A 24,142-nucleotide genomic window follows, 5' to 3' on the forward strand; every position below is an offset into this window, starting at 1 on the left:
CTACGCGGTCGATACGGCGGCGCCGGAAGCGTCCATCACCATTGATGATGTGACGGCCGATAACACCGTGAATATCGCCGAGTCCGCTCAGAACCAGAACGTGACCGGTCGCGTCGGCAACGACGTGCAGGTGGGCGATACGGTGACCGTGACCATCGGCGATCAGGCATACCAGACCACCGTCACCGCGTCGGATAACGGCAACGTGTGGAGCGTGTCTGTGCCGGGCGAGGTACTGGCCGGTAACAGCCAGATCCACGCGGAAGTGACCACTACCGATGGTGCAGGCAACGCCACGACTGCCGGTGCTGACCACAGCTACGCGGTCGATACCGCCGCGCCGGAAGCCTCCATCACTATCGACGATGTGACGGCCGACAACACGGTGAACATTGCCGAAGCGGGTCAGAACCAGAACGTGACCGGTCGCGTCGGCAACGACGTGCAGGTCGGCGACACGGTGACCGTGACCATCGGCGATCAGGCATACCAGACTACCGTCACCGCGTCGGACAACGGCAACGTATGGAGCGTCAGCGTGCCGGGCGAGGTACTGGCCGGTAACAGCCAGATCCACGCGGAAGTGACCNCCACGGATGCGGCCGGTAACCCGACCACGGCATCTGCCGATCACGGCTACGCGGTCGATACGGCGGCACCGGAAGCCTCCATCACCATCGACGATGTGACCGGTGATAACACGGTGAATATNGCCGAAGCGGGACAGCCGCAGGCCATCACCGGTCGCGTCGGTAACGACGTGCAGGTGGGCGACACGGTGACCGTGACCATCGGCGACCAGGCCTACCAGACCACGGTGACCGCCTCCGATAACGGTAATGTGTGGAGCGTGAGCGTGCCGGGCGACGTGCTGGCCGGTAACAGCCAGATCCACGCGGAAGTGACCACCACGGATGCGGCGGGTAACCCGACCACGGCATCTGCCGACCACGGTTATGCGGTCGATACGGCCGCGCCGGAAGCGTCCATCACTATCGATAACGTCACCGGTGATAACACCGTCAATATCGCCGAAGCCGGTCAGAGCCAGAATGTGACTGGCCGTGTGGGCAACGACGTGCAGGTGGGCGACACGGTCACCGTGACCATTGGCGATCAGTCGTACCAGACCACCGTCACCGCCTCCGATAACGGCAACGTGTGGAGCGTCAGCGTGCCGGGTGACGTGCTGGCCGGTAACAGCCAGATCCACGCGGAAGTGACTACCACGGATGCGGCCGGTAACCCGGCCACGGCATCTGCCGACCACGGTTACTCCGTTGATACGGCGGCACCGGAAGCGTCCATCACTATCGATAACGTCACCGGTGATAACACGGTGAATATCGCGGAAGCGGGACAGGACCAGAATGTGACCGGTCGNGTCGGCAACGACGTGCAGGTCGGCGATACGGTCACCGTGACCATTGGCGATCAGTCGTACCAGACCACCGTCACCGCCTCCGATAACGGCAACGTATGGAGCGTGAGCGTGCCGGGCGAGGTACTGGCTGGTAACGCGCAGATCCACGCGGAAGTGACCACCACGGATGCGGCCGGTAACCCGACCACTGCCGCGGCAGACCACGGTTACTCCGTTGATACCGCCGCGCCGGAAGCGTCCATCACTATCGATAACGTCACTGGTGACAACACCGTCAATATCGCCGAAGCGGGACAGAACCAGAATGTGACCGGTAGCGTCGGCAACGACGTGCAGGTGGGCGATACGGTGACCGTGACCATCGGCGATCAGGCTTACCAGACCACCGTCACTGCGTCGGACAACGGCAATGTGTGGAGTGTCAGCGTGCCGGGCGACGTGCTGGCCGGTAACAATGAAATTCATGCCGAAGTCACCACCACGGATGCGGCGGGTAACCCGACCNCGGCATCTGCCGATCATGGCTACGCGGTCGATACCGCCGCGCCGGAAGCCTCGATCACCATCGACGATGTGACGGCCGACAACACGGTGAACATTGCCGAAGCAGGTCAGAACCAGAACGTGACCGGTCGCGTCGGCAACGACGTGCAGGTGGGCGATACGGTGACCGTGACCATCGGCGATCAGACATACCAGACTACGGTGACCGCCTCCGATAGCGGCAACGTATGGAGCGTGTCCGTGCCGGGCGAGGTGCTGGCCGGTAACAGCCAGATCCACGCGGAAGTCACCACTACCGATAGTGCAGGCAATGCCACTACCGCTGGTGCTGACCACAGCTACGCCGTCGATACCGCCGCACCGGAAGCGTCCATCACCATTGATGATGTGACGGCAGACAACACCGTGAATATCGCGGAAGCGGGACAGCCGCAGGCCATCACCGGCCGCGTCGGCAACGACGTGCAGGTGGGCGATACGGTGACCGTGACCATTGGCGATCAGGCTTACCAGACCACGGTGACCGCCTCCGATAGCGGCAACGTGTGGAGTGTGTCCGTGCCGGGCGACGTGCTGGCCGGTAACAGCCAGATCCACGCGGAAGTGACCACTACCGATGGTGCAGGCAACGCCACGACCGCCGGTGCTGACCACAGCTACGCGGTCGATACGGCGGCGCCGGAAGCGTCCATCACCATTGATGATGTGACGGCCGATAACACCGTGAATATCGCCGAGTCCGCTCAGAACCAGAACGTGACCGGTCGCGTCGGCAACGACGTGCAGGTGGGCGATACGGTCACCGTGACCATCGGCGATCAGTCGTACCAGACCACCGTCACCGCCTCCGATAACGGCAATGTGTGGAGCGTCAGCGTACCGGGAGAGGTACTGGCCGGTAACAATGAAATTCATGCCGAAGTGACTACCACGGATGCGGCCGGTAACCCGACCACGGCATCTGCCGATCACGGCTACGTGGTCGATACCGCCGCGCCGGAAGCCTCCATCACCATCGACGATGTGACGGCCGACAACACCGTCAATATCGCCGAAGCGGGTCAGAATCAGAACGTGACCGGTCGCGTCGGCAACGACGTGCAGGTGGGCGACACGGTGACCGTGACCATCGGCGACCAGGCTTACCAGACCACCGTGACAGCGTCTGATAGCGGCAACGTGTGGAGTGTCAGCGTACCGGGCGATGTGCTGGCCGGTAATTCGCAGATCCATGCCGAAGTCACTACCACGGATGCGGCGGGTAACCCGACCACGGCATCTNCCGATCATGGCTACGCGGTCGATACCGCCGCGCCGGAAGCGTCCATCACCATTGACGATGTGACCGCTGACAACACGGTGAACATTGCCGAAGCGGGTCAGAACCAGAACGTGACTGGCCGTGTGGGCAACGACGTGCAGGTGGGCGATACGGTGACCGTGACGATTGGCGATCAGGCCTATCAGACTACGGTGACCGCCTCCGATAACGGCAACGTGTGGAGTGTCAGCGTGCCGGGCGAGGTGCTGGCCGGTAACGCGCAGATCCACGCGGAAGTCACCACCACGGATGCGGCCGGTAACCCGACCACGGCATCTGCCGATCATGGCTACGCGGTCGATACCGCCGCGCCGGAAGCGTCGATCACTATCGACGATGTGACGGCCGACAACACCGTCAATATCGCCGAAGCCGGTCAGAATCAGAATGTGACCGGCCGCGTCGGCAACGACGTGCAGGTCGGCGATACGGTGACCGTGACCATCGGCGATCAGACATACCAGACTACGGTGACCGCCTCCGATAGCGGCAATGTGTGGAGCGTGAGCGTGCCGGGTGAGGTATTGGCCGGTAACAGCCAGATCCACGCGGAAGTGACCACCGCCGATGGTGCAGGCAACGCCACGACTGCCGGTGCTGACCACAGCTATGCCGTTGATACTGCCGCGCCGGAAGCGTCGATCACCATCGATACGATCACCGACGATGATTCAATCAATCTGGCCGAAAGCAATCAGCCGCAGACCATCTCCGGCCGTGTCGGCAACGACGTGCGCGTCGGCGATACGGTGACGGTCAACGTCGCGGGTCAGTCTTATCAGACCAGCGTGACGGCCGGTGCGGACGGGGCTAAGGTCTGGAGTGTCGTTATTCTGGGCAGCGTGCTAGCTCTGGATACCGTGGTGCACGCAGCGGTCACCACCACTGATGAGGCGGGGAACGCGACGACGGCGACGGCCGACCACACTTACACGGTCGATACGGTGCTGCCGGATGCCAGCATCACCATCGATGATGTGACCAGCGACAATATCATCAACATCGCTGAGTCTGGACAAACGCAGACGATCTCCGGTCACGTGGGTAACGACGTGCAGGCAGGCGATATCGTCACGGTCAAAGTGGGCGAATATAGTTACCAGACCGAAGTCACCGTTAATGACGAAGGAGACGCTGTCTGGAGTGTGAATGTGCCGGGCGACGTGCTGGCCGGTAACGCGCAGATCCACGCGGAAGTCACCACTACGGATGTCGTCGGTAATTCGGCAACGGCGTCGGCCGATCACGGTTACGCGGTGGATACGTCCGCGCCGGAAGCCAGCATTACGATTGATGCGGTCACGGCGGATAACACCATCAACCTGGCGGAATCGGGTCAGACCCAGACTATCACCGGCCGTGTCGGCAACGATGTGCATGTCGGCGATATCGTCACCGTCAGCGTGGGGGGACAGACCTATCAGACGAACGTGGTCGCCGCCGCGGACGGCAGCTATGTCTGGAGCGTAGAGGTTCCCGGTAGCGNGCTAGCGGGTGACTCGCAGATTCACGCCTCAGTCACGACGCTGGATGTGGCCGGCAACCCGACCACGGCGACAGACGATCATGGCTATGGCGTGGATACGGTCGCTCCGGACGGCGGTAGCCATACGCTGACCGTCGCAGAAGATACGGCATTGGCCATCTCCTGGAGCGATCTGGGGGTATCCTCCGACACCAGCAGCATCGTAATCTCTTCGCTGCCAGACGCCAGCGCGGGTACATTCTATTACAGCCAGAGCGGCGAATGGCATCAGGTGACCGTTGGTCAGGCGTTCACGGCGGGCGATACCGCGTTGCGCTTTGTTCCTGCGGCCAACGTGTCTGGTAACGGACTGGCGGAGCTGAGCTGGCAGCCGGTCGATGCCGCGGGCAACACCGGCTCTCAGGGCGAAGTGTCCATCAATGTAACGCCGGTGGCGGATGCGCCAGTCGTATCGTTGGATATCTCCAGCGGTGAAACCGTACCGACGACCCCGTCTTACATCAAGGTCAACGGCGGTAGTGAAAACGGCGGATTCGACGTTCAGGACGGTAAAATTGTGCGTATCGGCGACAACGTGCGCATCTGGCTGTCCGAAGGCGATACGGTGCCTGAAATTGTGGGTAACGGCGTGGTCGCTTACTACGGTCAGGGGAACACGAATGGCACCAGCAGCCAGTACACCGACCTGTTCGTCGTCCATGACGGCAGCGGCTACTATCAGGATGGCAGCTGGCGCTCGCTGAACGCGGTGACCGGCAATAGCGGGACGGAAGCTTCAGGTACGCGTCCTGACTATATCTTTGTTGAAGGTACGACGGCTGATGGCTACACCACCTACGTCGGTCCGAACAATAATGCCGCCACCAATGTGAACACGTATGACTCTGTGACTATTACGTATCAGGGCAATACGTTGATCAGCGGCGCTAACCATCTGGACGGCATTATCTACGGCGACGGCAGCTATATCGCGGCGGATAAGCAGGACTTCAAGGAAGAGTCTGTGGCGGAACAGGCGGGTTATCAGCAGCATGAATTGACCGTGTCTGCCGCGCTGACCGACCTTGACGGCAGCGAGCAGCTGTCGGGCATTACGCTGACGGGGATTCCGGAAGGCTCCGTGTTGACCGATCACATCAATAACGTGACGGTCACCGTCGGCGCGGACGGCGTGTACCTGATTACCAATGCTCAGCATTTGGATACGCTGGCCGGAACCATCACCATTCAGACGCCTGTCGATGCCGGTAAGTTCGACATCATTGCGCAAGCGACGGCGACCGAAGTGGCGAACTATGATTCGTCGACCGGCTATTCTTCGCAGGAAGTCGAACAGTTCGGCGCGACGATGGGCACCACCGGCGACGATACGCTGACGGGGACGAACAGTAACGATCTGATCGTGGGTGACGTCTCCGGTCTGCAGATCATGGAAGGGCAAAACTACAACATTGCCTTCCTGGTGGACTCCTCCGGCAGTATGTCGAATGACAGCATCAGCAAGACGGTAGCTTCGTTGACCACGGTCTTCAACAACCTGATCAAGAGCACGTCGGACGTTCATTCGGGGTCGGTGAATGTGTTCCTGGCGGACTTCGATACGAAAGTCGGCCAGACCATCTCCGTCAACCTGTCGGATTCCAACGCCTTGTCCAAACTGGNCGCGGCGCTGCAGACAATGACGTCCGGCGGCGGTACGAACTACGAGGATGTGTTCAAAACGGCGGCTAACTGGTTCCAAAGCGATACCGTGGAAAGCAATCCCGGCACCAATCTGACCTACTTCATTACCGATGGTGAACCGACCTATTATCAGACGGGTGAAACGGATACGGTGAGGGTCAGCAGCCGTACGACGCTGGATATCGACTCGTTTGATTACCAACCGGGCCAGGCTTACTATATGAACATCTCCGGAGTAAGCCGTGAGGTGATCAGCAGTACCGGCGACGTCTACTACTACTCTAACTCGGGTCGTGGCGGCGTGACGCGTACGGTGATTGGCCAGGTTCACGCCGAGGGCGACGGGACTTACGAGATCTCTCATCTGGCGGGCACGGGTTACAACGCCAACTCGGCGACGATGTCGAACTCCTCTGAAGGCTATGCCTTGCTGCATGAGGTATCGAACGTGGAGGCCATCGGGGTTGGGGATTCGTTAAATGCATCGAGCCTGAAAAACTACGATAGCGACGGCGTGGTGTTGGATCACATCGACCCGGGCCAGCTGTCAGAAGCGATTCTGGGATCGAACCAGTCTCTGACCGGTGGGCACGATACGCTGCTGGGCGGTAACGGCGACGATATCCTGTTCGGCGACTCTATCTCGTTCGACGGCATCGACGGCAACGGTCTGCCGGCTTTGCAGCAGTACGTCGGCAACCAACTGCATCTGGGGTCGGATACCACCGCATCCGTCCAACAGGTACATGAGTATATCGCCGGACATAGCGCCGAATTCGATATTGCTTCCTCGCAAGGCGGTAATGATACGATTAGCGGCGGTTCGGGTAACGATCTCCTGTACGGACAGGGCGGTAACGACACCCTGGATGGTGGTTTGGGTGACGATATCCTGTATGGCGGAAGCGGCGATGATGTGCTGAGAGGCGGGGTCGGCAACGATACGCTCATCGGTGGCAGCGGCGCGGATACCTTCGTCTGGAAGGCGGGCGATACCGGTTATGACACGATCAAGGACTTCAATCCGGCGGAAGGTGATCGCATCGACCTGAGTGATTTGGTCGGCGAGCTGGAAGCGGGAACGGATATCAGCCACTATATCCGCATTGTGGATAACCAAGGTTCGCCGACGATTGAGGTGAGTACTCAAGGCCAATTCACGGAGCAGGGGGGCGCAACGCCGGATACGTCCATCACGTTGGAACATTACAACGGGGCGATGCCGTCTCTGGAAAGCCTGATTGCGAAGCCGGAACATAGCGCTTAGCCATCAATACTCAACTCGCAATAGGCAACACCAAGGAAACCGGACGTTATGCGTCCGGTTTCCTTATTGGCAGTATGTAAAAGGACAGCCTATGTTTTATATATTACGAGATAACGACGGTAACTTGGTTCGGGTGGAGCCTGTCCCCTTCGAAGGGATGAACGGCGAGCTGCTACAGGACTCGGTGGAGGCACAGGCGTGGATGAATAATCAACAGTCGATTCTTTCTAGTCTGGAACAGCTGCGCAACAGCGACCTGGAAATGGTGCGTGTGCTGGAGGACCTGATTCAGGTACTGACCCAAAAAGGGTTGCTGAATATCACGGATTTCCCGCAGGCGGCGCAGCTGAAATTGATTCAGCGTGCACAGGCGCGTGAAGTGTTAGGGGGATTGGATGCGCTGATTCGCGATGACGAAGAGGGGATGTTTTGAATCTTGGTCCTGATACGAACTGACTTGCCGTTGCCGGCAAGTCAGTCGCCAAGACTCAGGTCAGGACAGCGATACGGGGAACGGTTCTCCCAATAGTCGGCCCATCGCGCCTTTGATGCCGAGCGCTCGCAGTTCTTCCAGCTCGCCTTTCGTTTCCACTCGTTCCGCAATCAGCGGCAAATCAATACTATTCATCGCGCGTTGCAGTGCCGTGATAAACACCTTCTTATCCTCCGCCTCATCGATACCGCGTATATAGCTGCCGTCGATTTTCAGGTAGGCGAGGCCCCATTTCGACAAATTGCCGATAATGGTAAAGCGGCCGCCAAAGTGCTGCAGTCCCAGTTTGCAGCCAAATTCGTTAAGCAGTTTCACCAGCAGGTCGAGCTGCTGCGCGTCGGGCAATTGGTTTTCGTCCAGTTCCAGAATCAGACGCGCGGCCTGCTGCGGATACGCTTTCAACGGTGCCAGCCATTCTGCCATCAGTTGCAGATCCAGCACGGTGCTGCCGGATAGGCTTAAGGCCAGCGTGCCGTCGTAACGCTGCAAATAGGCGAGGGCATGCTTCATCATCACCTGATCAAGACGGGTGTTCCATCCAAAGCGTTGTACCCATGGCAAGAATTGTCCGGCGTTGATGGTATTGCCTTCCTGATCAAGGATGCGGGCCAGTACTTTGTGATGAAGAATCCGACCATTCTCGGCGCAGTCCATCACCGGCTGCAGGAACAGTTGGACATTCTCCTGCGCCAGCAACGGATCCAGCAGGGTGAACCAGTGATGGCGGTCAGCCACCCATTGAGACTCCTTACCGTCTTCCTCTTCTTCCGCATGGATATCCGAATTGCGTTCTGCTTTCATCAACAGGCGATCGCCTCTGATGAACAGCGACGCAGGAGAATCTCCATGCTGGAATGACACCAGCGCCAAGCGGGCCACGGGGGACACGTCCGTCTCGCCGGTCAGAAATAGCGCCTCGATCCGGTTCGACAGTTCGTCGGCCAGTGCCTGCGCCTCTTTCTGTACCAGGCCGGGACAGAAAATGGCGAACTCTCCGCCGCGAATGCGCGCGGCGAGGCTATCAGCTTCGACATAACGTTTTCTGCATTTCAGAATGTTTTGCGCGACGGAGGCTAGCAAGGCATCGGTTTTCGCTGCGCCCAGACGCTGGTTCATACCCGCCAGATCCTGTAGACGCAGCATAATTAGATAACCGGTGGAGGCTTCCTCATCGCTAAGGCGCGTTTCCAACTGGATATCCATCGCGCGGCGGTTGGCCAGCCCGGTTTGCGGATCCTGATAAGCTTCCTTACGCAAGCGCTCGCTTCGCTGGGCTTCCTCTTCGAATAAGGTCTGAAGTTTAGTGACCATGAGGTTCATGGCCTGAACGACCCGGCGCAGCTCCGGCGTCTTGGGCAGTTTGGGGATGCTCAGGAACTCGCGACGACAAATCGCGAGCGACTGTATGACCATATCATCCAGCGCACGCAGCTGACGACGCAGGAACCAGGCGCCTAGCACCAGACCGATCGCGCCGCACGACAGCATCCAGATCAGCGAAGCGGAGGTACCTTGCCACAGTCTGGCGATGGCAAACATTGGGTGGCTGACGACTTCGACCCGTGCCGCCTGCTCCCAGCCGCGCATCACGATGGCCTGACCATTACCCGGTTGCAAGTCCACCAGTCGGACAAACCAGACGGGAACGTTCGAGACTTCCGGCGATGTAGCTCGCTCCATCGTCACCTTGTGGGTTTCCAGATCGATAACGCGAATACTGGAGAAATAACCGCTATCGAAAATAGAACTGACCAGCAGTTCGACCATCGCGGGATCGTCGATATTCGGCGTGAGCGCCACGCCCAAAGCCGTGGCGGCATCCTGAGCGTGCGAGTGCAACTGGTTGTTATATTGATCGCGTGAACTTTCCAGGTTGGCGATAAAACTACCGCTGAAAATGAACAGCATAAACAAACAGATGGCTATCAGTAATTGTTTAAATAGCGACATAGCCCCATCCTACTCATCAAGAGAAAATCCTTCTGCGCGCATTTAAATTAGTAAGTCCTGCCAGCGAGACAGTCGTTTGCTGTCGCCAGCGCGTCGATTGCCGCCCGTGCTGGGTAGCCAGAGTCCGTCGCCATTAAAGGAATAGACCGGCAGCAAGTCTTTTCGCTGGGTAGCGGGACGGATCTCGGTGATCAAACTGTCCAGGATCAACGGGATAGCGTTTGGTGAAGGGTAATAGCTGAGCACCATATGCGCACGGTTTAGGCTTAGCGCTTTAACGTAGGTGATACGCAGCTTTTCACGTTCGACGCCAAGGTGAATGAGCGTCAGATATTTGGCGATCGCATAGTCTTCGCAGTCGCCCATCCCTTTTCGCAACATTTCGATCGGCGTGGCCCAGTAATCTTCCTGCCGCCAGACATCAATATCTTCCCGGTAAGCTATTTTGTCATTGAAAAAGCGGTTGACCGACTCCAGTTTCTGGCTCTCTGTGGCCGTTAGCTGCGCCTGCATCAACGCTTGCCAGGCGGTTATCCGCTGGCGTGCTTCCGGCGTGGCCTGACCATAACGCTGATCGGTAATTGAGTTGATGGCGGAGAAATTCCAGTCCGCATAGAGCGTACCCGCCACCAGCAGTAGGCTGCCGATGATGAAGTGTAATAGAACATGAACTAATGACTGGCGCTGCGCATGAAATTTCAACGTGACGTCTCTGTTACCCACCGGTGAATCCGGACTCTGTGGTCTGAAATCGACGCCTGAATAAACAGGCGTTGTAGACCGCTGCCGCATAGCTTACTTTGAACGGCTGAAAAGTGCCATGTGATAACGATAGCAGGTACGATTGATTTATCACGAAGCTGATACGTATCAGCTTCGGACTTATAAGCGAGGAAGCGTATGGATTTAGGGGCATTGGTATCCGAGAGGCGTCACCCGGCGACGATGGATTTAGATCGTATGGCGACGCTGGAGATGATGGCCCTCATCAATGAAGAGGACCGACAGGTGCCGGAAGCTATCCGGCAGGTGCTGCCGGCGATTGCCCAAGCGGTGGACCTCACTGCCGCGTGTATGAAGGCGGGCGGCCGTTTGATTTATCTCGGCGCGGGGACCAGCGGNCGTTTGGGCGTATTGGATGCTTCCGAATGTCCTCCGACCTTCGGCCTCGCGCCGGGGCGGGTGATCGGCCTGATCGCGGGCGGTCCCGGCGCATTGTTACAGGCGGTGGAAGGCGCGGAAGATGACCCTGCGGGGGGCGAGGCCGATCTGGCGGCGCTGTCGCTGACTGCTCAGGACATGGTGATTGGGCTGGCGGCGTCCGGCAGAACGCCCTATGTGATTGGCGGTCTGGAGTATGCGCACCGCATCGGCTGCCATACCGCGGCCATTTCCTGCAACCCTGCGTCGCCGATCGCCAGGTTGGCGGAGATCGCCATCTCTCCAGTCGTCGGTCCGGAAGTGTTGACGGGGTCGACCCGGCTGAAATCCGGTACCGCCCAGAAGCTGGTGCTGAATATGATTTCCACTGGTGCGATGGTGAGATTGGGCAAGGTGTACCAAAATCTGATGGTGGATGTGAAAGCGACCAATGCCAAGCTGGTGGATCGCGCCTGTCGTATTGTTGTTGAAGCCTCCGGCGTGGAGCGCGACATCGCGCGGCGGGCGCTGGAACAGACGGGGTATGAGGTCAAACCGGCTATCGTGATGCTTCTGACCGGTTGCGACGCCGCTCAGGCGCAGGAAAAACTGGCGCGGCATCAGGGATACCTGCGAGACGCCATACAGGAATAGCGCAATCCGCTTTTCACAACCCATGACAGCAAAACGAGGCGGGATGCTCCCGTCCTACTTAAGGAGCCGGTTTTGAACGATAAGCAACATTTGCGCATCGTATTTTTTGATTTGGACGGCACACTGCATCAGCAGGATATGTTTGGCAGTTTTCTGCGTTTTCTGATCCGGCGTTTGCCGTTGAATCTACTGGTGGTTATCCCCGTGCTGCCGGTCGTCATGCTCTCGCTGCTGTGCAGGGGCAGGGCGGCTCGCTGGCCGATGAGCTGTTTGTTGTGGGCCATCACGGTGGGCCGCGGCGAGGCGAAGCTCGAACAGCTGGAAAAAGCGTTCGTGGATAGTTTTCGTCAGCAGGTGACGCCGTTTCCTGAGGTACAGCAACGGCTGACCACTTATCTGAGCGCCAGCGATGCAGAGGTGTGGCTGGTCACCGGTTCTCCGCAACGGCTGGTGGAAGCGGTTTACCGCGACGCCCCCTTTCTGCCGGGTGTACGGCTGATGGGCAGTCAAATCTCCCGCCGCTATGGCGGGTGGGTACTCACGTTACGCTGTCTGGGCCGGGAAAAAGTCGTGCAGATGGAACGCCAACTGGGCGCTCCGCTGAAGCTCTACAGCGGTTACAGCGACAGCAAACAGGATAACCCGCTGCTCTATTTCTGCGAACACCGCTGGCGGGTAACGCCGCAGGGGAGTTTGCAACAGCTGGAGTAATGCCTCCACGCGGAATGGCGTATACAGACTTGTCATACTTTTCGTTGCAGGTGCGTTGGCGGCGATCGATCGCCTGAATCACTGACGGGCGTAAGCGTATCGGTGTTCGCCGTTTTGCCGCCATCCTGCAACTCGACTTATTTCGAGTATAATGCCCGCCGCTTAGGGGAATTGACGGGTAAAAGAGGCACGATGAACCGCGTAAATGATGATGAATTCTGGATGCAGCATGCGCTGACGCTGGCGCAACGAGCCTGGGATGAAGGCGAAGTTCCCGTTGGCGCGGTGCTGGTGCTGGACAACCAGGTCATTGGCGAAGGCTGGAACCGCTCTATCGGTCAGCACGATCCCACCGCGCACGCCGAGATCATGGCGTTGCGGCAAGGTGGAAGCGTGGCGCAAAACTATCGTCTGCTGAACAGCACGCTGTATATCACGCTGGAGCCGTGCGTGATGTGTGCGGGAGCGATGGTGCACAGTCGCATCGGGCGTTTGGTTTACGGCGCCGCCGACGCCAAGACGGGCGCGGCCGGATCGCTGGTGGATATTTTGCGTCACCCGGGCATGAATCATCAGATTGAAATTACCTCGGGCGTGCTGGCGGGAGCCTGNTCAACGCAGTTGAGCGACTTTTTCCGGCAACGTCGGAAAGAGCAAAAGGCACGCCGTGCGGCGGCCAAAGGAGCATCACTTCCCTGATGAAGACATTCCGGACTGCACCAGCGCCGGAGAGACTGCGGGATAGCCTTCACCCGCCTGCTTAACGTGCTGGGCCTTATTTTCTTTTTCCGTCAGGTAGCCGACCAGGCTGATCATATAACGACGGATATTTTCCACATAGTTGTAAGCTTCGTGACCACGCGCGTAGCCGTTGGCGGTTTGCTGATAATAGCGTTTCTGGCTTAGCATCGGCAGCCGCATTTTAACGTCCGCCCAACTGTTTGGATCGCCTTTCTGCTTCTCCGTTAACTTGCGCGCATCCATCAAATGGGCGTAACCCATATTGTAAGCCGCCAGCGCAAACCAGATTTTCTCGTCGTCCGGAATGGAGTTCGGCATACGTTGCATCATCAGCGACAGGTACTTTGCGCCGCCGCGAATGCTCTCCTCGGGATTCAGCCGGTCGACCACTGCCAGGCTTTCCGCCGTGGNCCTCGTTAACATCATCAGACCGCGTACGCCGGTAGGCGAGGTCGCCAGCGGATTCCAGTGCGACTCCTGATAAGAGATGGCGGCCAGCAGCTTCCAGTCCATCTCCGTGGCATAGCGCTCAAACAGCGACCGCAGCCCCGGCAGAGTGTTGTCGATCGCATTCAGAAACGTAGTGGTGTCCACGTAGTCGAACTCCCCGACGTGACCCAGATATTTCTCTTCCAGACGCGCCAGCGAGCCGTCTTCAGCAATCCGGCTGAAGAAGTCCAGCATGGCGGCGGACAGGCTATCGTCGTGGGTCTGGCGCATATACCAGTTCACCGGCTCTTCATCGCTGAGATCAAATGCGACGGCCAATTGCGGGTAGATACGTTGCAACAATCCGACGCTGATAGAGTCGGCAATCGTGTAATCGAGCCGTCCATCGACCNCCTGCTTAAGCAGATCCAGCTCGGAGACGTTGGTGCTGGTTTCCCAGGTCAGGTTCGGAAACTGTTTGGACCGCTGCTCGCGCAACGTGGATATTTGCGCAGAGCCGGACAATACCGCAAGTCGGCCTTTGAGCTTGCCAAGCGACGTGGGACGCGGTGAGCCTAATCGATACACCAGCTGCTGTGAGACGGAATAGTAAGAGGGGCCGGCACGGAACGACTGCGTTCGATCATCGCTGTAAATCAGACCCGCCGCCAACATATCGGCGTCGCCGTTGTCGAGATCGGTGAATAATTCATCAATGTTCCGACGTGTGGAAACGACCAGCTTGACGCCGAGGTAATCGGCGAATCGTTTAGCCAGTTCATAGTCGAGTCCTGACGGGGAGCCACGGTGTAGGGAGTAGGTCAGTGGAGAAACAACCGTACTGACACGTAGCTCACCACGTGAAAGGATTTGCCTGAGTTGGTCGTCCTGGCTGCTGCGCCAAGGAATATTTGGCCATAGCGCCAATGCCAATAACAGTGCAATCACCCCGATGAAAAAATAATTTATCGTTAAACGCTTCAAAGAATTTGATGTCTCTCGGCGGCCTGAAGGCCTGTCTGTCTATTAGGCAGTTTCTTATACTGAGTGTCCCAGAGTCGGGGCATTTTGCGTAACAAACCGCCAGGGTGCAACTTTTATTGCCCCGGTAACGAATTGGTCACCTAACAACAAAGATGTTCGACTATTGCCGCGCAAACGGTTTCGTCGCGCGTCGGTATTCTCTATAATGTGCCGCGTTCCCCCCTCCTGTAGCGCCATGGTGCCCCGCTATCGGTGCATCGAAGACGAGAGAATGTGAAATGATGGAAATACTGCGTGGTTCCCCGGCTTTATCGGCTTTTCGTATCAACAAACTATTGGCGCGTTGCAAAGACAATCTTCTTCCCGTCAGCGATATTTACGCCGAATATGTGCATTTTGCCGACGTGACCGCACCGTTAAGCACCGATGAAAAAACGCAGCTGGCCCGCCTGCTGAAATACGGTCCTTCACTCCCCGAACACGATCCCTCAGGTCACCTGCTATTGGTCACGCCTCGTCCCGGCACCCTCTCTCCCTGGTCTTCCAAAGCCACGGACATCGCGCACAACTGCGGTCTGAACACCGTTCGCCGTCTGGAACGCGGACTGGCCTTCTATATTCACGCGCCGACACTGAATGAAGCGCAGTGGCGGTCGCTGAGTGAACTGTTGCACGACCGTATGATGGAGGCGGTGTTTAGCGAGCTACAGCAGGCGGAGCGTCTATTTGCGCAGCACGAACCTGCGCCGCTTCAGCGGGTGGACGTGATAACGGAAGGGCGTCAGGCGCTCGAAGCCGCCAACCTGCGTCTCGGACTGGCGCTGGCGGAAGACGAAATCGACTATTTGATCGACGCGTTTACCCGTCTGAACCGAAATCCGACCGACATCGAACTTTATATGTTCGCGCAGGCCAACTCGGAACACTGCCGACACAAAATCTTCAACGCAGACTGGGTTATCGACGGCGTAAAGCAGCCCAAATCTCTGTTCAAAATGATTAAAAACACCTATGAACAGACGCCGGATTTCGTGTTGTCCGCCTATAAAGACAATGCCGCCGTCATGACAGGCTCCGCCGTGGGACGTTTTTTCCCCAACCCGCAGGGCCGCTATGAATATCATCAGGAAGACGCGCATATTCTGATGAAAGTGGAAACTCATAACCATCCCACCGCCATCTCGCCGTGGCCGGGGGCCGCAACCGGCTCCGGCGGCGAAATTCGTGATGAAGGCGCGACCGGACGCGGCGCCAAGCCGAAAGCCGGACTGGTCGGNTTTTCCGTCTCCAACCTGCGTATTCCTGACTTCATTCAGCCGTGGGAGCAGGACTTCGGTAAGCCGGATCGCATCGTCAACGCGCTGGATATCATGCTGGAAGGCCCGCTGGGCGGGGCGGCGTTCAACAATGAATTCGGCCGTCCGGCCCTGACCGGTTACTTCCGCACCTATGAGGAGTCGGTCGACAGCCACAACGGTACGGAAGTGCGCGGTTACCACAAACCCATCATGCTGGCGGGCGGGATCGGCAACATTCGTGCGGATCACGTGCAAAAAGGCGAGATCTCCGTCGGCGCGAAGCTGATCGTGCTGGGCGGACCGGCAATGAATATCGGTCTGGGCGGCGGCGCGGCCTCTTCCATGACTTCCGGACAGTCCGATGCCGATCTGGACTTCGCTTCTGTACAGCGCGATAACCCGGAGATGGAACGTCGCTGTCAGGAAGTGATCGACGTCTGCTGGCAGCTCGGTGACGAAAACCCGATCCTGTTCATTCACGATGTGGGCGCGGGCGGGCTGTCAAACGCCATGCCGGAGCTAGTCAGCGATGGCGGCCGCGGCGGTCGTTTCGAACTGCGCGACATTTTGAACGACGAACCGGGCATGAGCCCGCTGGAAGTCTGGTGTAACGAGTCGCAGGAACGTTATGTGCTGGCGGTCGCCCCAGAACAGCTGGCGACATTCGACGCCATTTGCCGCCGCGAGCGAGCGCCGTATGCCGTGATCGGCGAAGCGACCGAAGAACAGCATCTGACACTGAACGATCGCCACTTCAACAATCAACCAATCGACATGCCGCTGGAAGTGCTGCTGGGTAAAGCGCCGAAAATGCAGCGTGATGTGACCCGACTGCATAACGAAGGCAAGCCGCTCAATTTTGACAATATCTATCTGGCTGATGCCATCGAGCGTGTGCTGCATTTACCGGCCGTTGCCGAAAAAACCTTTCTGATCACCATCGGCGACCGTAGCGTGACGGGCATGGTCGCACGGGATCAGATGGTCGGGCCGTGGCAGGTGCCGGTCGCTGACTGCGCCGTGACGACGGCCAGTCTGGATAGCTACTACGGCGAGGCGATGTCTATCGGGGAGCGCGCGCCGGTGGCGCTGCGGAACTTCGCGGCGTCGGCCCGTCTGGCCGTGGGGGAAGCGCTGACTAACATCGCCGCTACGCATATTGGCGATATCAAACGCATCAAGCTCTCCGCCAACTGGATGTCCGCCGCCGGGCATCCAGGCGAGGACGCGGGGCTGTATGAAGCCGTCAAGGCCGTCGGCGAAGAGCTGTGCCCGGCACTGGGGCTGACAATCCCCGTAGGCAAAGATTCGATGTCCATGAAAACCCGTTGGCAGGAAAACGGGGAGGATCACGCCGTCACGTCGCCGCTGTCGCTGGTCATCACCGCGTTTGGTCGCGTCGAAGACGTGCGGAATACCGTCACGCCGCAATTGCGCACCGACAAAGACAATGCGCTGCTGTTGATCGATCTTGGCGTCGGCCATCATGCGCTGGGCGCGACGGCGTTGGCGCAGGTTTATCGTCAGTTGGGACGTAAAACGGCGGACGTGCGTAGCCCGGAACAGCTGGCCGGTTTCTTTAATGCCATGCAGAAACTGGTGGCCGACAAGGCGCTGCTGGCCTACCACGACCGTTCCGATGGCGGTCTGATGGTGACGCTGGCGGAAATGGCCTTTGCCGGTCATTGCAGCCTGTCAGCCGACATCGGCAGCATGGGCGAAGATGGTCTGGCCATTCTGTTTAACGAAGAGCTGGGCGCGGTCATTCAGGTTGAAGCCGCACGACGCGCGGAAGTTGAGCAGGTGTTGGCGGAGTTTGGTCTGGCAGAGTGCGTGCACTATCTGGGCCGCGCGGAAGCCGGCAATCAGTTCGTCATCTCGTTGGGTAAAGAAGTTATTTATCGTGAGAAACGCTCCACGCTGCGCAGCTGGTGGGCGGAAACAACCTGGCAGATGCAGCGTCTGCGCGATAATCCGCAGTGCGCGGATGAAGAGCATCTGGCGAAAGAAGACGATAGCGATCCGGGTCTGAACGTTTCACTGAGCTTCGATCCGCAGGAGGATATTACCGCGCCGTTCATCAATACGCAGGCGCGTCCGAAAGTGGCCGTGCTGCGTGAACAGGGCGTCAACTCGCATGTGGAAATGGCCGCGGCGTTCGATCGAGCCGGATTTGAGGCTATCGATGTCCACATGAGCGACCTGCTGGCGGGTCGGCGCGGCCTGAAGGACTTCCAGGCGCTGGTCGCCTGCGGCGGCTTCTCCTACGGCGATGTGTTAGGCGCAGGCGAAGGTTGGGCGAAGTCGATTCTCTTCAACAGCCGCGTCCGCGATGAATTCTCGGCGTTCTTTGCGCGTCCGCAGACGCTGGCGCTGGGCGTGTGCAACGGTTGTCAGATGATGTCGACGCTGCGTGAACTGATCCCCGGCGCGGAGAACTGGCCGCGCTTCGTCCGCAACAAATCAGATCGCTTCGAAGCACGCTTTAGCCTGGTGGAAGTGGCTCATAGCCCGTCTTTGTTTATGCAGGATATGGCCGGTTCACGGATGCCGATCGTCGTATCGCATGGCGAAGGGTTGGTGGAAGTGCGGGATGCCGCGCAGCTGGCCGCCTTGGAGCAACAGCAGTTGGTGACGTTGCGCTTCGTCAATAACTACGGTCAGGTTGCGGAAAACTATCCGGCTAACCCGAACGGTTCGCCGCGGGGGATTACCGCGGTGACCAGCGTTGGCGGGCGCGCCACGATCATGATGCCGCATCCTGAACGTGTATTCCGCACCGTCAGCAACTCCTGGCACCCGGATTCCTGGGGGGAGGACAGCCCGTGGATGCGCATGTTCCGCAATGCGCGTAAGCAGCTCGGCTAAGGGACATTCAGCTCAGCTAAAGCACTGCAAGAAGAGGGGACGATGTCCCGGAGCCGGCCNCCTTGGGTGGCCGGCTTTTTTAGGGACGCAAACCGTGACACCAGGCTGCGGTGAACATTTGGATATTTCGGTTTCGCGCGCTATTTTTCCCGCAGGGGCTTTGCGACCGGCGCAGGAAAGCGGCGTGAGTAAGGCTGAAAGAATATCCCCTTGTTGCTGCCATACTGCGGAGTCCAACCCATGCTAAAAAAGGGCGCTTCGAACGGGCTGTCTCAAAGGCACGACAATATTATTTTTGACTGTCTCTTAAAGGAGACATCTATTTTGTTGATAAGCATGAATTTTATTTTTTAGCTATGGGGGTGTCGGTTTTTAGCGACAAAAAATGGAGACGCGCGAGGCGACAGCGGCTTATTCGCAGGGGATGAGCGAAATAAGAAGAAAAATGAAATTTAATTTCGATTAAACATCAATTAGTTATGATATTACGTGGATTGATGGCACGGTAGATGCTATAGCTTATGCAGCTGCTCATTCAACTGGTTATGACAGCGAAGCAGAATCATCGCTTTTGCCCATAACACCCGGAATGATGCCATAAGAAATGGTGCCTATCGTCCAACATCAACGATAACTGTGCGTGCAAACGAACTTTATCATCCCTCGGACGACACGTTGAGTGAGGCACCCCCTCTTTAAAGACCCGGTCAAACTTCTCGTTTGACCGGGTTTTGCTTTTTAGCGCCGCCATGCTGTGAAACGTGCTATTTCTGCGAGGCGTTTCGCATTCTTTCCGGCAACCCGACCGAATTTCGCGATGAGCTGACATACGCTTCGCAGCTCGCGGGCGAAAACATTGCACTTTCGCCGGAGTGGGCTAGCATCGAGCAAATGAACAGGTAACGAGATGATCTCATTGAAACGATGGCGTTTGTTCCCCCGATCTTTGCGGCAGCTGGNCGTCATGGCGTTTTTGCTGGTGCTGCTGCCGTTGCTGGTGCTGGCCTATCAGGCGTATGGCAGCCTGAACGCCCTCAGCGAGCAGGCCGCCATCATCAACCGCACTACGCTGACGGATGCCCGACGCAGTGAGGCGATGGCCGGCTTGGCATTNGCGTTGGAACGCAGCTATCGTCAATATTGCGTGCTGGACGATCGCACGCTGTCTCAGCTGTATCAAAATCAGCGCAGGCAATATGCTCAGATGCTGGACGTTCACGCCCCGGTTTTGCCCGACCCCCAATCACCGCAGCGCCTGCGGCAGTATTTGACGCAACTGGCGGAGATGCATTGTCAGAATAGCGCGCCGAGCGGTGAAGCCGCGGCGCTGCTGGATAGTTTCTCGCAAGCCAATACGCAGATGGTACAGGTGACGCGAGAAGTGATCTTCTCCCGCGGGCAGCAGCTTCAACGGACGATCGCGGAACGCGGCCAATTCTTCGGCTGGCAGGCGCTGTTGTTGTTTCTGGTCAGCGTGCTGCTGGTCGTACTGTTTACCCGCATGATTATCGGTCCGGTGAAAGGCGTAGAGCGGATGATTAACCGCTTGGGGGAAGGGCTGCCGTTGGGTCATACGCCCACGTTCAGAGGCCCCCGGGAAATTCGTTCGCTGGGGCAACGTATCATTTGGCTGAGCGAACGTCTTTCCTGGCTGGAAGCGCAGCGGCATGAGTTTCTCAGGCACATTTCGCATGAACTCAAAACGCCGCTGGCGAGCCTGCGCGAAGGCACGTCGCTGCTTGCGGATGAGGTCGCCGGACCACTGACGGAAGACCAGCGGCAGGTCGTCACAATTCTGGATAGCAGCAGCCGTCATCTACTACAGCTGATAGAGCAGCTGCTTGACTACAATCGCCAGCTAGCCGATGCGCCGACCGAGCTTGAGCAGGTCGATCTGGCGGCGATCGTTGACGCCGTCGTGGCCGATCATAGCCTGTCGGCGCGGGGAAAATCGATGAAGACGTTAGTTGAACTGGACGTCAAAACGTGCCGTGCGGAAACTACGCTTTTAATGAGAGTGCTCGATAATCTCTATTCCAACGCGGTGCACTATGGGCAGGAATCCGGTAACATTTGGGTGCGTAGCCGCAGCGACGGTTCGCACCTTCAGATTGAGGTCGCCAATACAGGCGCGCCCATCCCGGAAGCCGACCACAGCATGATTTTTGAACCTTTTTATCAGGGCGCACGTCAGCGCAAGGGCGCAGTCAAGGGCAGTGGGCTGGGGCTAAGCATCGCGCAGGACTGCATTCGGCGAATGCGCGGCGAGCTGACTTTGGTCTCGGTAGACTACGCCGACGTCTGTTTCCGTATTGAATTGCCACTAACCTCCGAGAATGAAGCATGAGTGCACGGTTGTTTCGTATTTTATCCCCCCGCTGGCGAGCTGTGACAGCATCAATCCCGTGGGGCCGTGTGTTACGAACTTTGCTGTTCTCTTCACCCCTTTTAGCTGGCTGCGCACCGCATGTGGGCGGCGGGACCGCGATGTTTGTTGAAGCCAATCGCGCACCCGATCAGCAGTTGGCCGATTATCGCAGCGTGGAGTGCCGCGCCATCTGGCTGGCGAACAGCCGCGAAGCGATGACGAATGCCTTGTACTGGCTGAGGGCGATGGACTGCGCGACTCAGCTGTCCCCATCGCAGGCGCTGACGAAGGCCAATCAGACACCGATGTCTTCAGACTGGGCTGGGCTCTGGAAACAAAGTCTGCTGCGCGAGCGGGCGGGGACCGTTCCCGCGGAGCAGCGTCAGCGGATTGCCCGGCTGGCGCAGGAGAGCGAAGACGTGCCGACGGGCCTTATTCCCTTGCTGCAACTGTGGATGGACAAGCAGCAACTGGCCGCGTTTCAGGACGAAGAGCGGGGGCGAATGCAGCGGTTGCAGGACGATCACGAAAAAACGCTGGCTGATCTTCGGGAACAGCAAAATCAGCTGCGTGAGCAGTTGGACGCCACGACGCGCAAGCTGAAAAATCTGACGGATATCGAGCGGCAGTTGTCGGCGCGCAAAGCGGTGCCCGCTGATTTCTCTGACGGAGAGGAGCGGCACGGCTCCTCCTCAGGACACTCGTCGTCGGAAACGAGTGCCAAGCCTCAGAATGCGGAGATCTCACCGGTACAGCCCAGTTTGAAAACGGGAGTCAGTAATCCATGACGACACGGCAATCCGCCAGCCTGCTTTTGGTCGACGACGATCCCAGCCTGCTGAAGCTGCTGGGGATGCGTTTGACCAGCGAAGGATTCAACGTAACGACCGCCGCCAGCGGTCAGGACGCGTTGCGTTTGCTGGTGCGCGAAAAAATCGATTTGGTGATTAGCGATCTGCGGATGGATGAAATGGACGGCCTTGCGCTGTTCGCGGAGATCCAGAAGCAACAGCCGGGGATGCCGGTCATTATTCTGACCGCGCATGGCTCTATTCCGGATGCGGTGGCGGCGACGCAAAAAGGGGTATTCAGCTTCCTGACCAAGCCTGTCGATCGCGATGCGCTCTATCAGGCCATCGACGAGGCATTGTCGGTGGCGGCGCCTGCTCGGGATGATAGCTGGAGAGAGACAATCATCACCCGCAGCCCGCTGATGCTGCGTCTGCTGGAGCAGGCTAAAATGGTGGCCCAGTCGGATGTCAGCGTGTTGATCAATGGTCAGAGTGGTACCGGAAAGGAAGTACTGGCGCGGGCGATTCATGCGGCCAGCCCGCGCGCCGATAAACCCTTTGTGGCGATCAACTGTGGCGCGTTGCCGGAGCCGCTGCTTGAGTCTGAGCTGTTCGGCCACGCCCGCGGCGCGTTCACGGGCGCGGTGAGCAATCGTGATGGTCTATTTACCGCGGCGGACGGCGGAACACTGTTCCTGGATGAAATCGGCGATATGCCGTTATCGCTGCAGGTTAAGCTGCTGCGAGTGTTGCAGGAGCGCAAAGTCAGGCCGTTGGGTAGCAATCACGATCTGAATATTGATGTGCGTATTATCTCTGCGACCCATCGCCATTTGCNCAAAGCGATGGAGAAAGGCGAGTTTCGGGAAGATCTGTTTTACCGCCTCAACGTCGTAAATATGAAAATTCCGGCGCTGAACGAACGTTCGGAGGATATTCCCTTGCTCGTCAATCATCTGCTACGGGAGGCCGCTGCGCGCCATAAACCATTTGTGCGCAGTTTCTCCACGGATGCCATGAAACGCTTGATGACGGCGAGCTGGCCGGGTAACGTGCGCCAGCTGGTCAACGTGATCGAACAATGTGTGGCGCTGACCAGCGCGCCGGTCATTAGCGAGGCGTTGGTCGAACAGGCGCTGGAAGGCGAAAATACGGCTCTGCCAACCTTCGCGGATGCTCGCCACCAGTTCGAGCTGAACTATCTGCGTAAACTGCTCCAGATCGCCAAGGGCAATGTCACCCAGGCGGCTCGTATGGCGGGACGCAACCGGACTGAATTTTATAAACTGCTGGCGCGCCATGAGCTGGACGCCAATGATTTTAAAGACTAGCTATGGGTAAGTAACGTGCTGATAGCGGGCGCGAGTTGACGCGCGGCCCATCGCATAAACGATGCCAGGCTACGGCCGTGACAAAGTGACGATTAGGATTTCTTGATGAAAAAAATTGATGCGATTATCAAGCCCTTCAAACTGGACGACGTTCGTGAAGCGTTGGCGGAAGTAGGGATTACCGGCATGACGGTGACTGAGGTCAAAGGGTTCGGTCGCCAGAAAGGCCATACCGAACTGTACCGCGGTGCGGAATACATGGTGGATTTCTTGCCCAAGGTGAAAATTGAAATCGTTATTGCTGACGATATTGTTGATACCTGTGTCGAAACCATTATGCGGACGGCTCAAACGGGTAAAATCGGCGACGGTAAAATTTTCGTTTATGACGTCAGCCAGGTCGTGCGTATTCGTACGGGGGAAGAAGATGAAGCCGCACTTTAAGTGCCTCTCTTCGACGGGATTATTGGGTTTTTGACGTTTTCTTAGACTACTGAAAACGCTGCTGAATCAATGTCGGCCGCATCATCACGTCGGCGTTGATTCAGGTATATTCGTCCCTACCATTTCTTTACCCTGCCAACTGCCAACTGCCAACTGCCAACTGCCAACTGCCAACTGCCAACTGCCAACTGCCAACTGCCAACTGCCAACTGCCAACTGCCAACTGCCAACTGCCAACTGCCCAACTGCCCAACTGCCCAACTGCCCAACTGCCCAACTGCCCAACTGCCCAACT

At 58.0% G+C, this 24,142-nt stretch carries 13 protein-coding genes; 10 read left to right on the top strand and 3 right to left on the bottom strand.

Features of this window, described 5'->3' with window-relative positions; all coding sequences use genetic code 11:
* Positions 1-49: 49 nt before the first annotated feature.
* A complete protein-coding gene (locus RZ35_RS16445) occupies positions 50-7,645 on the top strand; it encodes an Ig-like domain-containing protein (protein ID WP_455709719.1) in 7,596 nt (2,531 codons plus the stop codon).
* 91 nt (positions 7,646-7,736) lie between these two features.
* The gene (locus RZ35_RS16450) at positions 7,737-8,078 is read left to right on the top strand and encodes a hypothetical protein (RefSeq protein ID WP_026744288.1); all 342 of its coding nucleotides are present in this window, start codon (positions 7,737-7,739) and stop codon (positions 8,076-8,078) included.
* Between the two features lie 60 nt (positions 8,079-8,138).
* Here RZ35_RS16450 and lapD read toward each other — a convergent pair whose 3' ends face one another.
* A complete protein-coding gene (gene lapD, locus RZ35_RS16455) occupies positions 8,139-10,088 on the bottom strand; it encodes a cyclic di-GMP receptor LapD (protein ID WP_026744289.1) in 1,950 nt (649 codons plus the stop codon).
* Between the two features lie 42 nt (positions 10,089-10,130).
* Complete coding sequence (lapG, locus tag RZ35_RS16460) at positions 10,131-10,790, bottom strand: cysteine protease LapG (protein WP_026744290.1); 660 nt, start codon at positions 10,788-10,790, stop codon at positions 10,131-10,133.
* A 198-nt stretch (positions 10,791-10,988) separates the two neighbouring features.
* On the opposite strand from lapG, the gene murQ reads away from it, so the two are divergent.
* The 3 genes from murQ (at position 10,989) to tadA (ending at position 13,292) form a co-directional block, all read left to right on the top strand.
* Positions 10,989-11,882, top strand: a complete 894-nt coding sequence (gene murQ / locus RZ35_RS16465; protein WP_026744291.1) for an N-acetylmuramic acid 6-phosphate etherase — start codon at positions 10,989-10,991, stop codon at positions 11,880-11,882.
* A 72-nt stretch (positions 11,883-11,954) separates the two neighbouring features.
* Complete coding sequence (yfhb, locus tag RZ35_RS16470; protein WP_026744292.1) at positions 11,955-12,593, top strand: phosphatidylglycerophosphatase C; 639 nt, start codon at positions 11,955-11,957, stop codon at positions 12,591-12,593.
* A gap of 192 nt (positions 12,594-12,785) precedes the next feature.
* A complete protein-coding gene (gene tadA / locus RZ35_RS16475; RefSeq protein ID WP_026744293.1) occupies positions 12,786-13,292 on the top strand; it encodes a tRNA adenosine(34) deaminase TadA in 507 nt (168 codons plus the stop codon).
* Here the strand turns inward: tadA and mltF are convergent.
* The gene (mltF, locus tag RZ35_RS16480) at positions 13,281-14,747 is read right to left on the bottom strand and encodes a membrane-bound lytic murein transglycosylase MltF (RefSeq protein WP_026744294.1); all 1,467 of its coding nucleotides are present in this window, start codon (positions 14,745-14,747) and stop codon (positions 13,281-13,283) included. The genes tadA and mltF overlap by 12 nt on opposite strands.
* Before the next feature lie 281 nt (positions 14,748-15,028).
* On the opposite strand from mltF, the gene purL reads away from it, so the two are divergent.
* The 5 genes from purL to glnB all read left to right on the top strand — a co-directional run bounded on the left by purL (position 15,029) and on the right by glnB (position 23,847).
* Complete coding sequence (gene purL, locus RZ35_RS16485; RefSeq protein WP_026744295.1) at positions 15,029-18,913, top strand: phosphoribosylformylglycinamidine synthase; 3,885 nt, start codon at positions 15,029-15,031, stop codon at positions 18,911-18,913.
* A 907-nt stretch (positions 18,914-19,820) separates the two neighbouring features.
* Positions 19,821-21,260 (top strand): sensor histidine kinase, encoded by a 1,440-nt coding sequence (locus RZ35_RS16490; RefSeq protein ID WP_026744296.1) that lies wholly within the window; start codon positions 19,821-19,823, stop codon positions 21,258-21,260.
* Positions 21,261-21,328: 68 nt separating this feature from the next.
* The gene (locus RZ35_RS16495) at positions 21,329-22,069 is read left to right on the top strand and encodes a two-component system QseEF-associated lipoprotein QseG (RefSeq protein WP_157755387.1); all 741 of its coding nucleotides are present in this window, start codon (positions 21,329-21,331) and stop codon (positions 22,067-22,069) included.
* A complete protein-coding gene (gene glrR, locus RZ35_RS16500) occupies positions 22,066-23,403 on the top strand; it encodes a two-component system response regulator GlrR (protein WP_026744297.1) in 1,338 nt (445 codons plus the stop codon). The genes RZ35_RS16495 and glrR overlap by 4 nt, the downstream gene beginning before the upstream one ends.
* A gap of 105 nt (positions 23,404-23,508) precedes the next feature.
* Complete coding sequence (gene glnB / locus RZ35_RS16505) at positions 23,509-23,847, top strand: nitrogen regulatory protein P-II (protein WP_026738393.1); 339 nt, start codon at positions 23,509-23,511, stop codon at positions 23,845-23,847.
* Positions 23,848-24,142: the final 295 nt, after the last annotated feature.

The organism is Lonsdalea quercina subsp. quercina (assembly GCF_000688655.1).
Classification (GTDB): domain Bacteria; phylum Pseudomonadota; class Gammaproteobacteria; order Enterobacterales; family Enterobacteriaceae; genus Lonsdalea; species Lonsdalea quercina.

Bases quoted from the DNA above. Each gene is read 5' to 3' on its own strand.
- RZ35_RS16450 (WP_026744288.1), top strand. From the start codon at position 7,737: ATGTTTTATATATTACGAGATAACGACGGTAACTTGGTTCGGGTGGAG.
- lapD (WP_026744289.1), bottom strand. From the start codon at position 10,088: ATGTCGCTATTTAAACAATTACTGATAGCCATCTGTTTGTTTATGCTG.
- glnB (WP_026738393.1), top strand. From the start codon at position 23,509: ATGAAAAAAATTGATGCGATTATCAAGCCCTTCAAACTGGACGACGTT.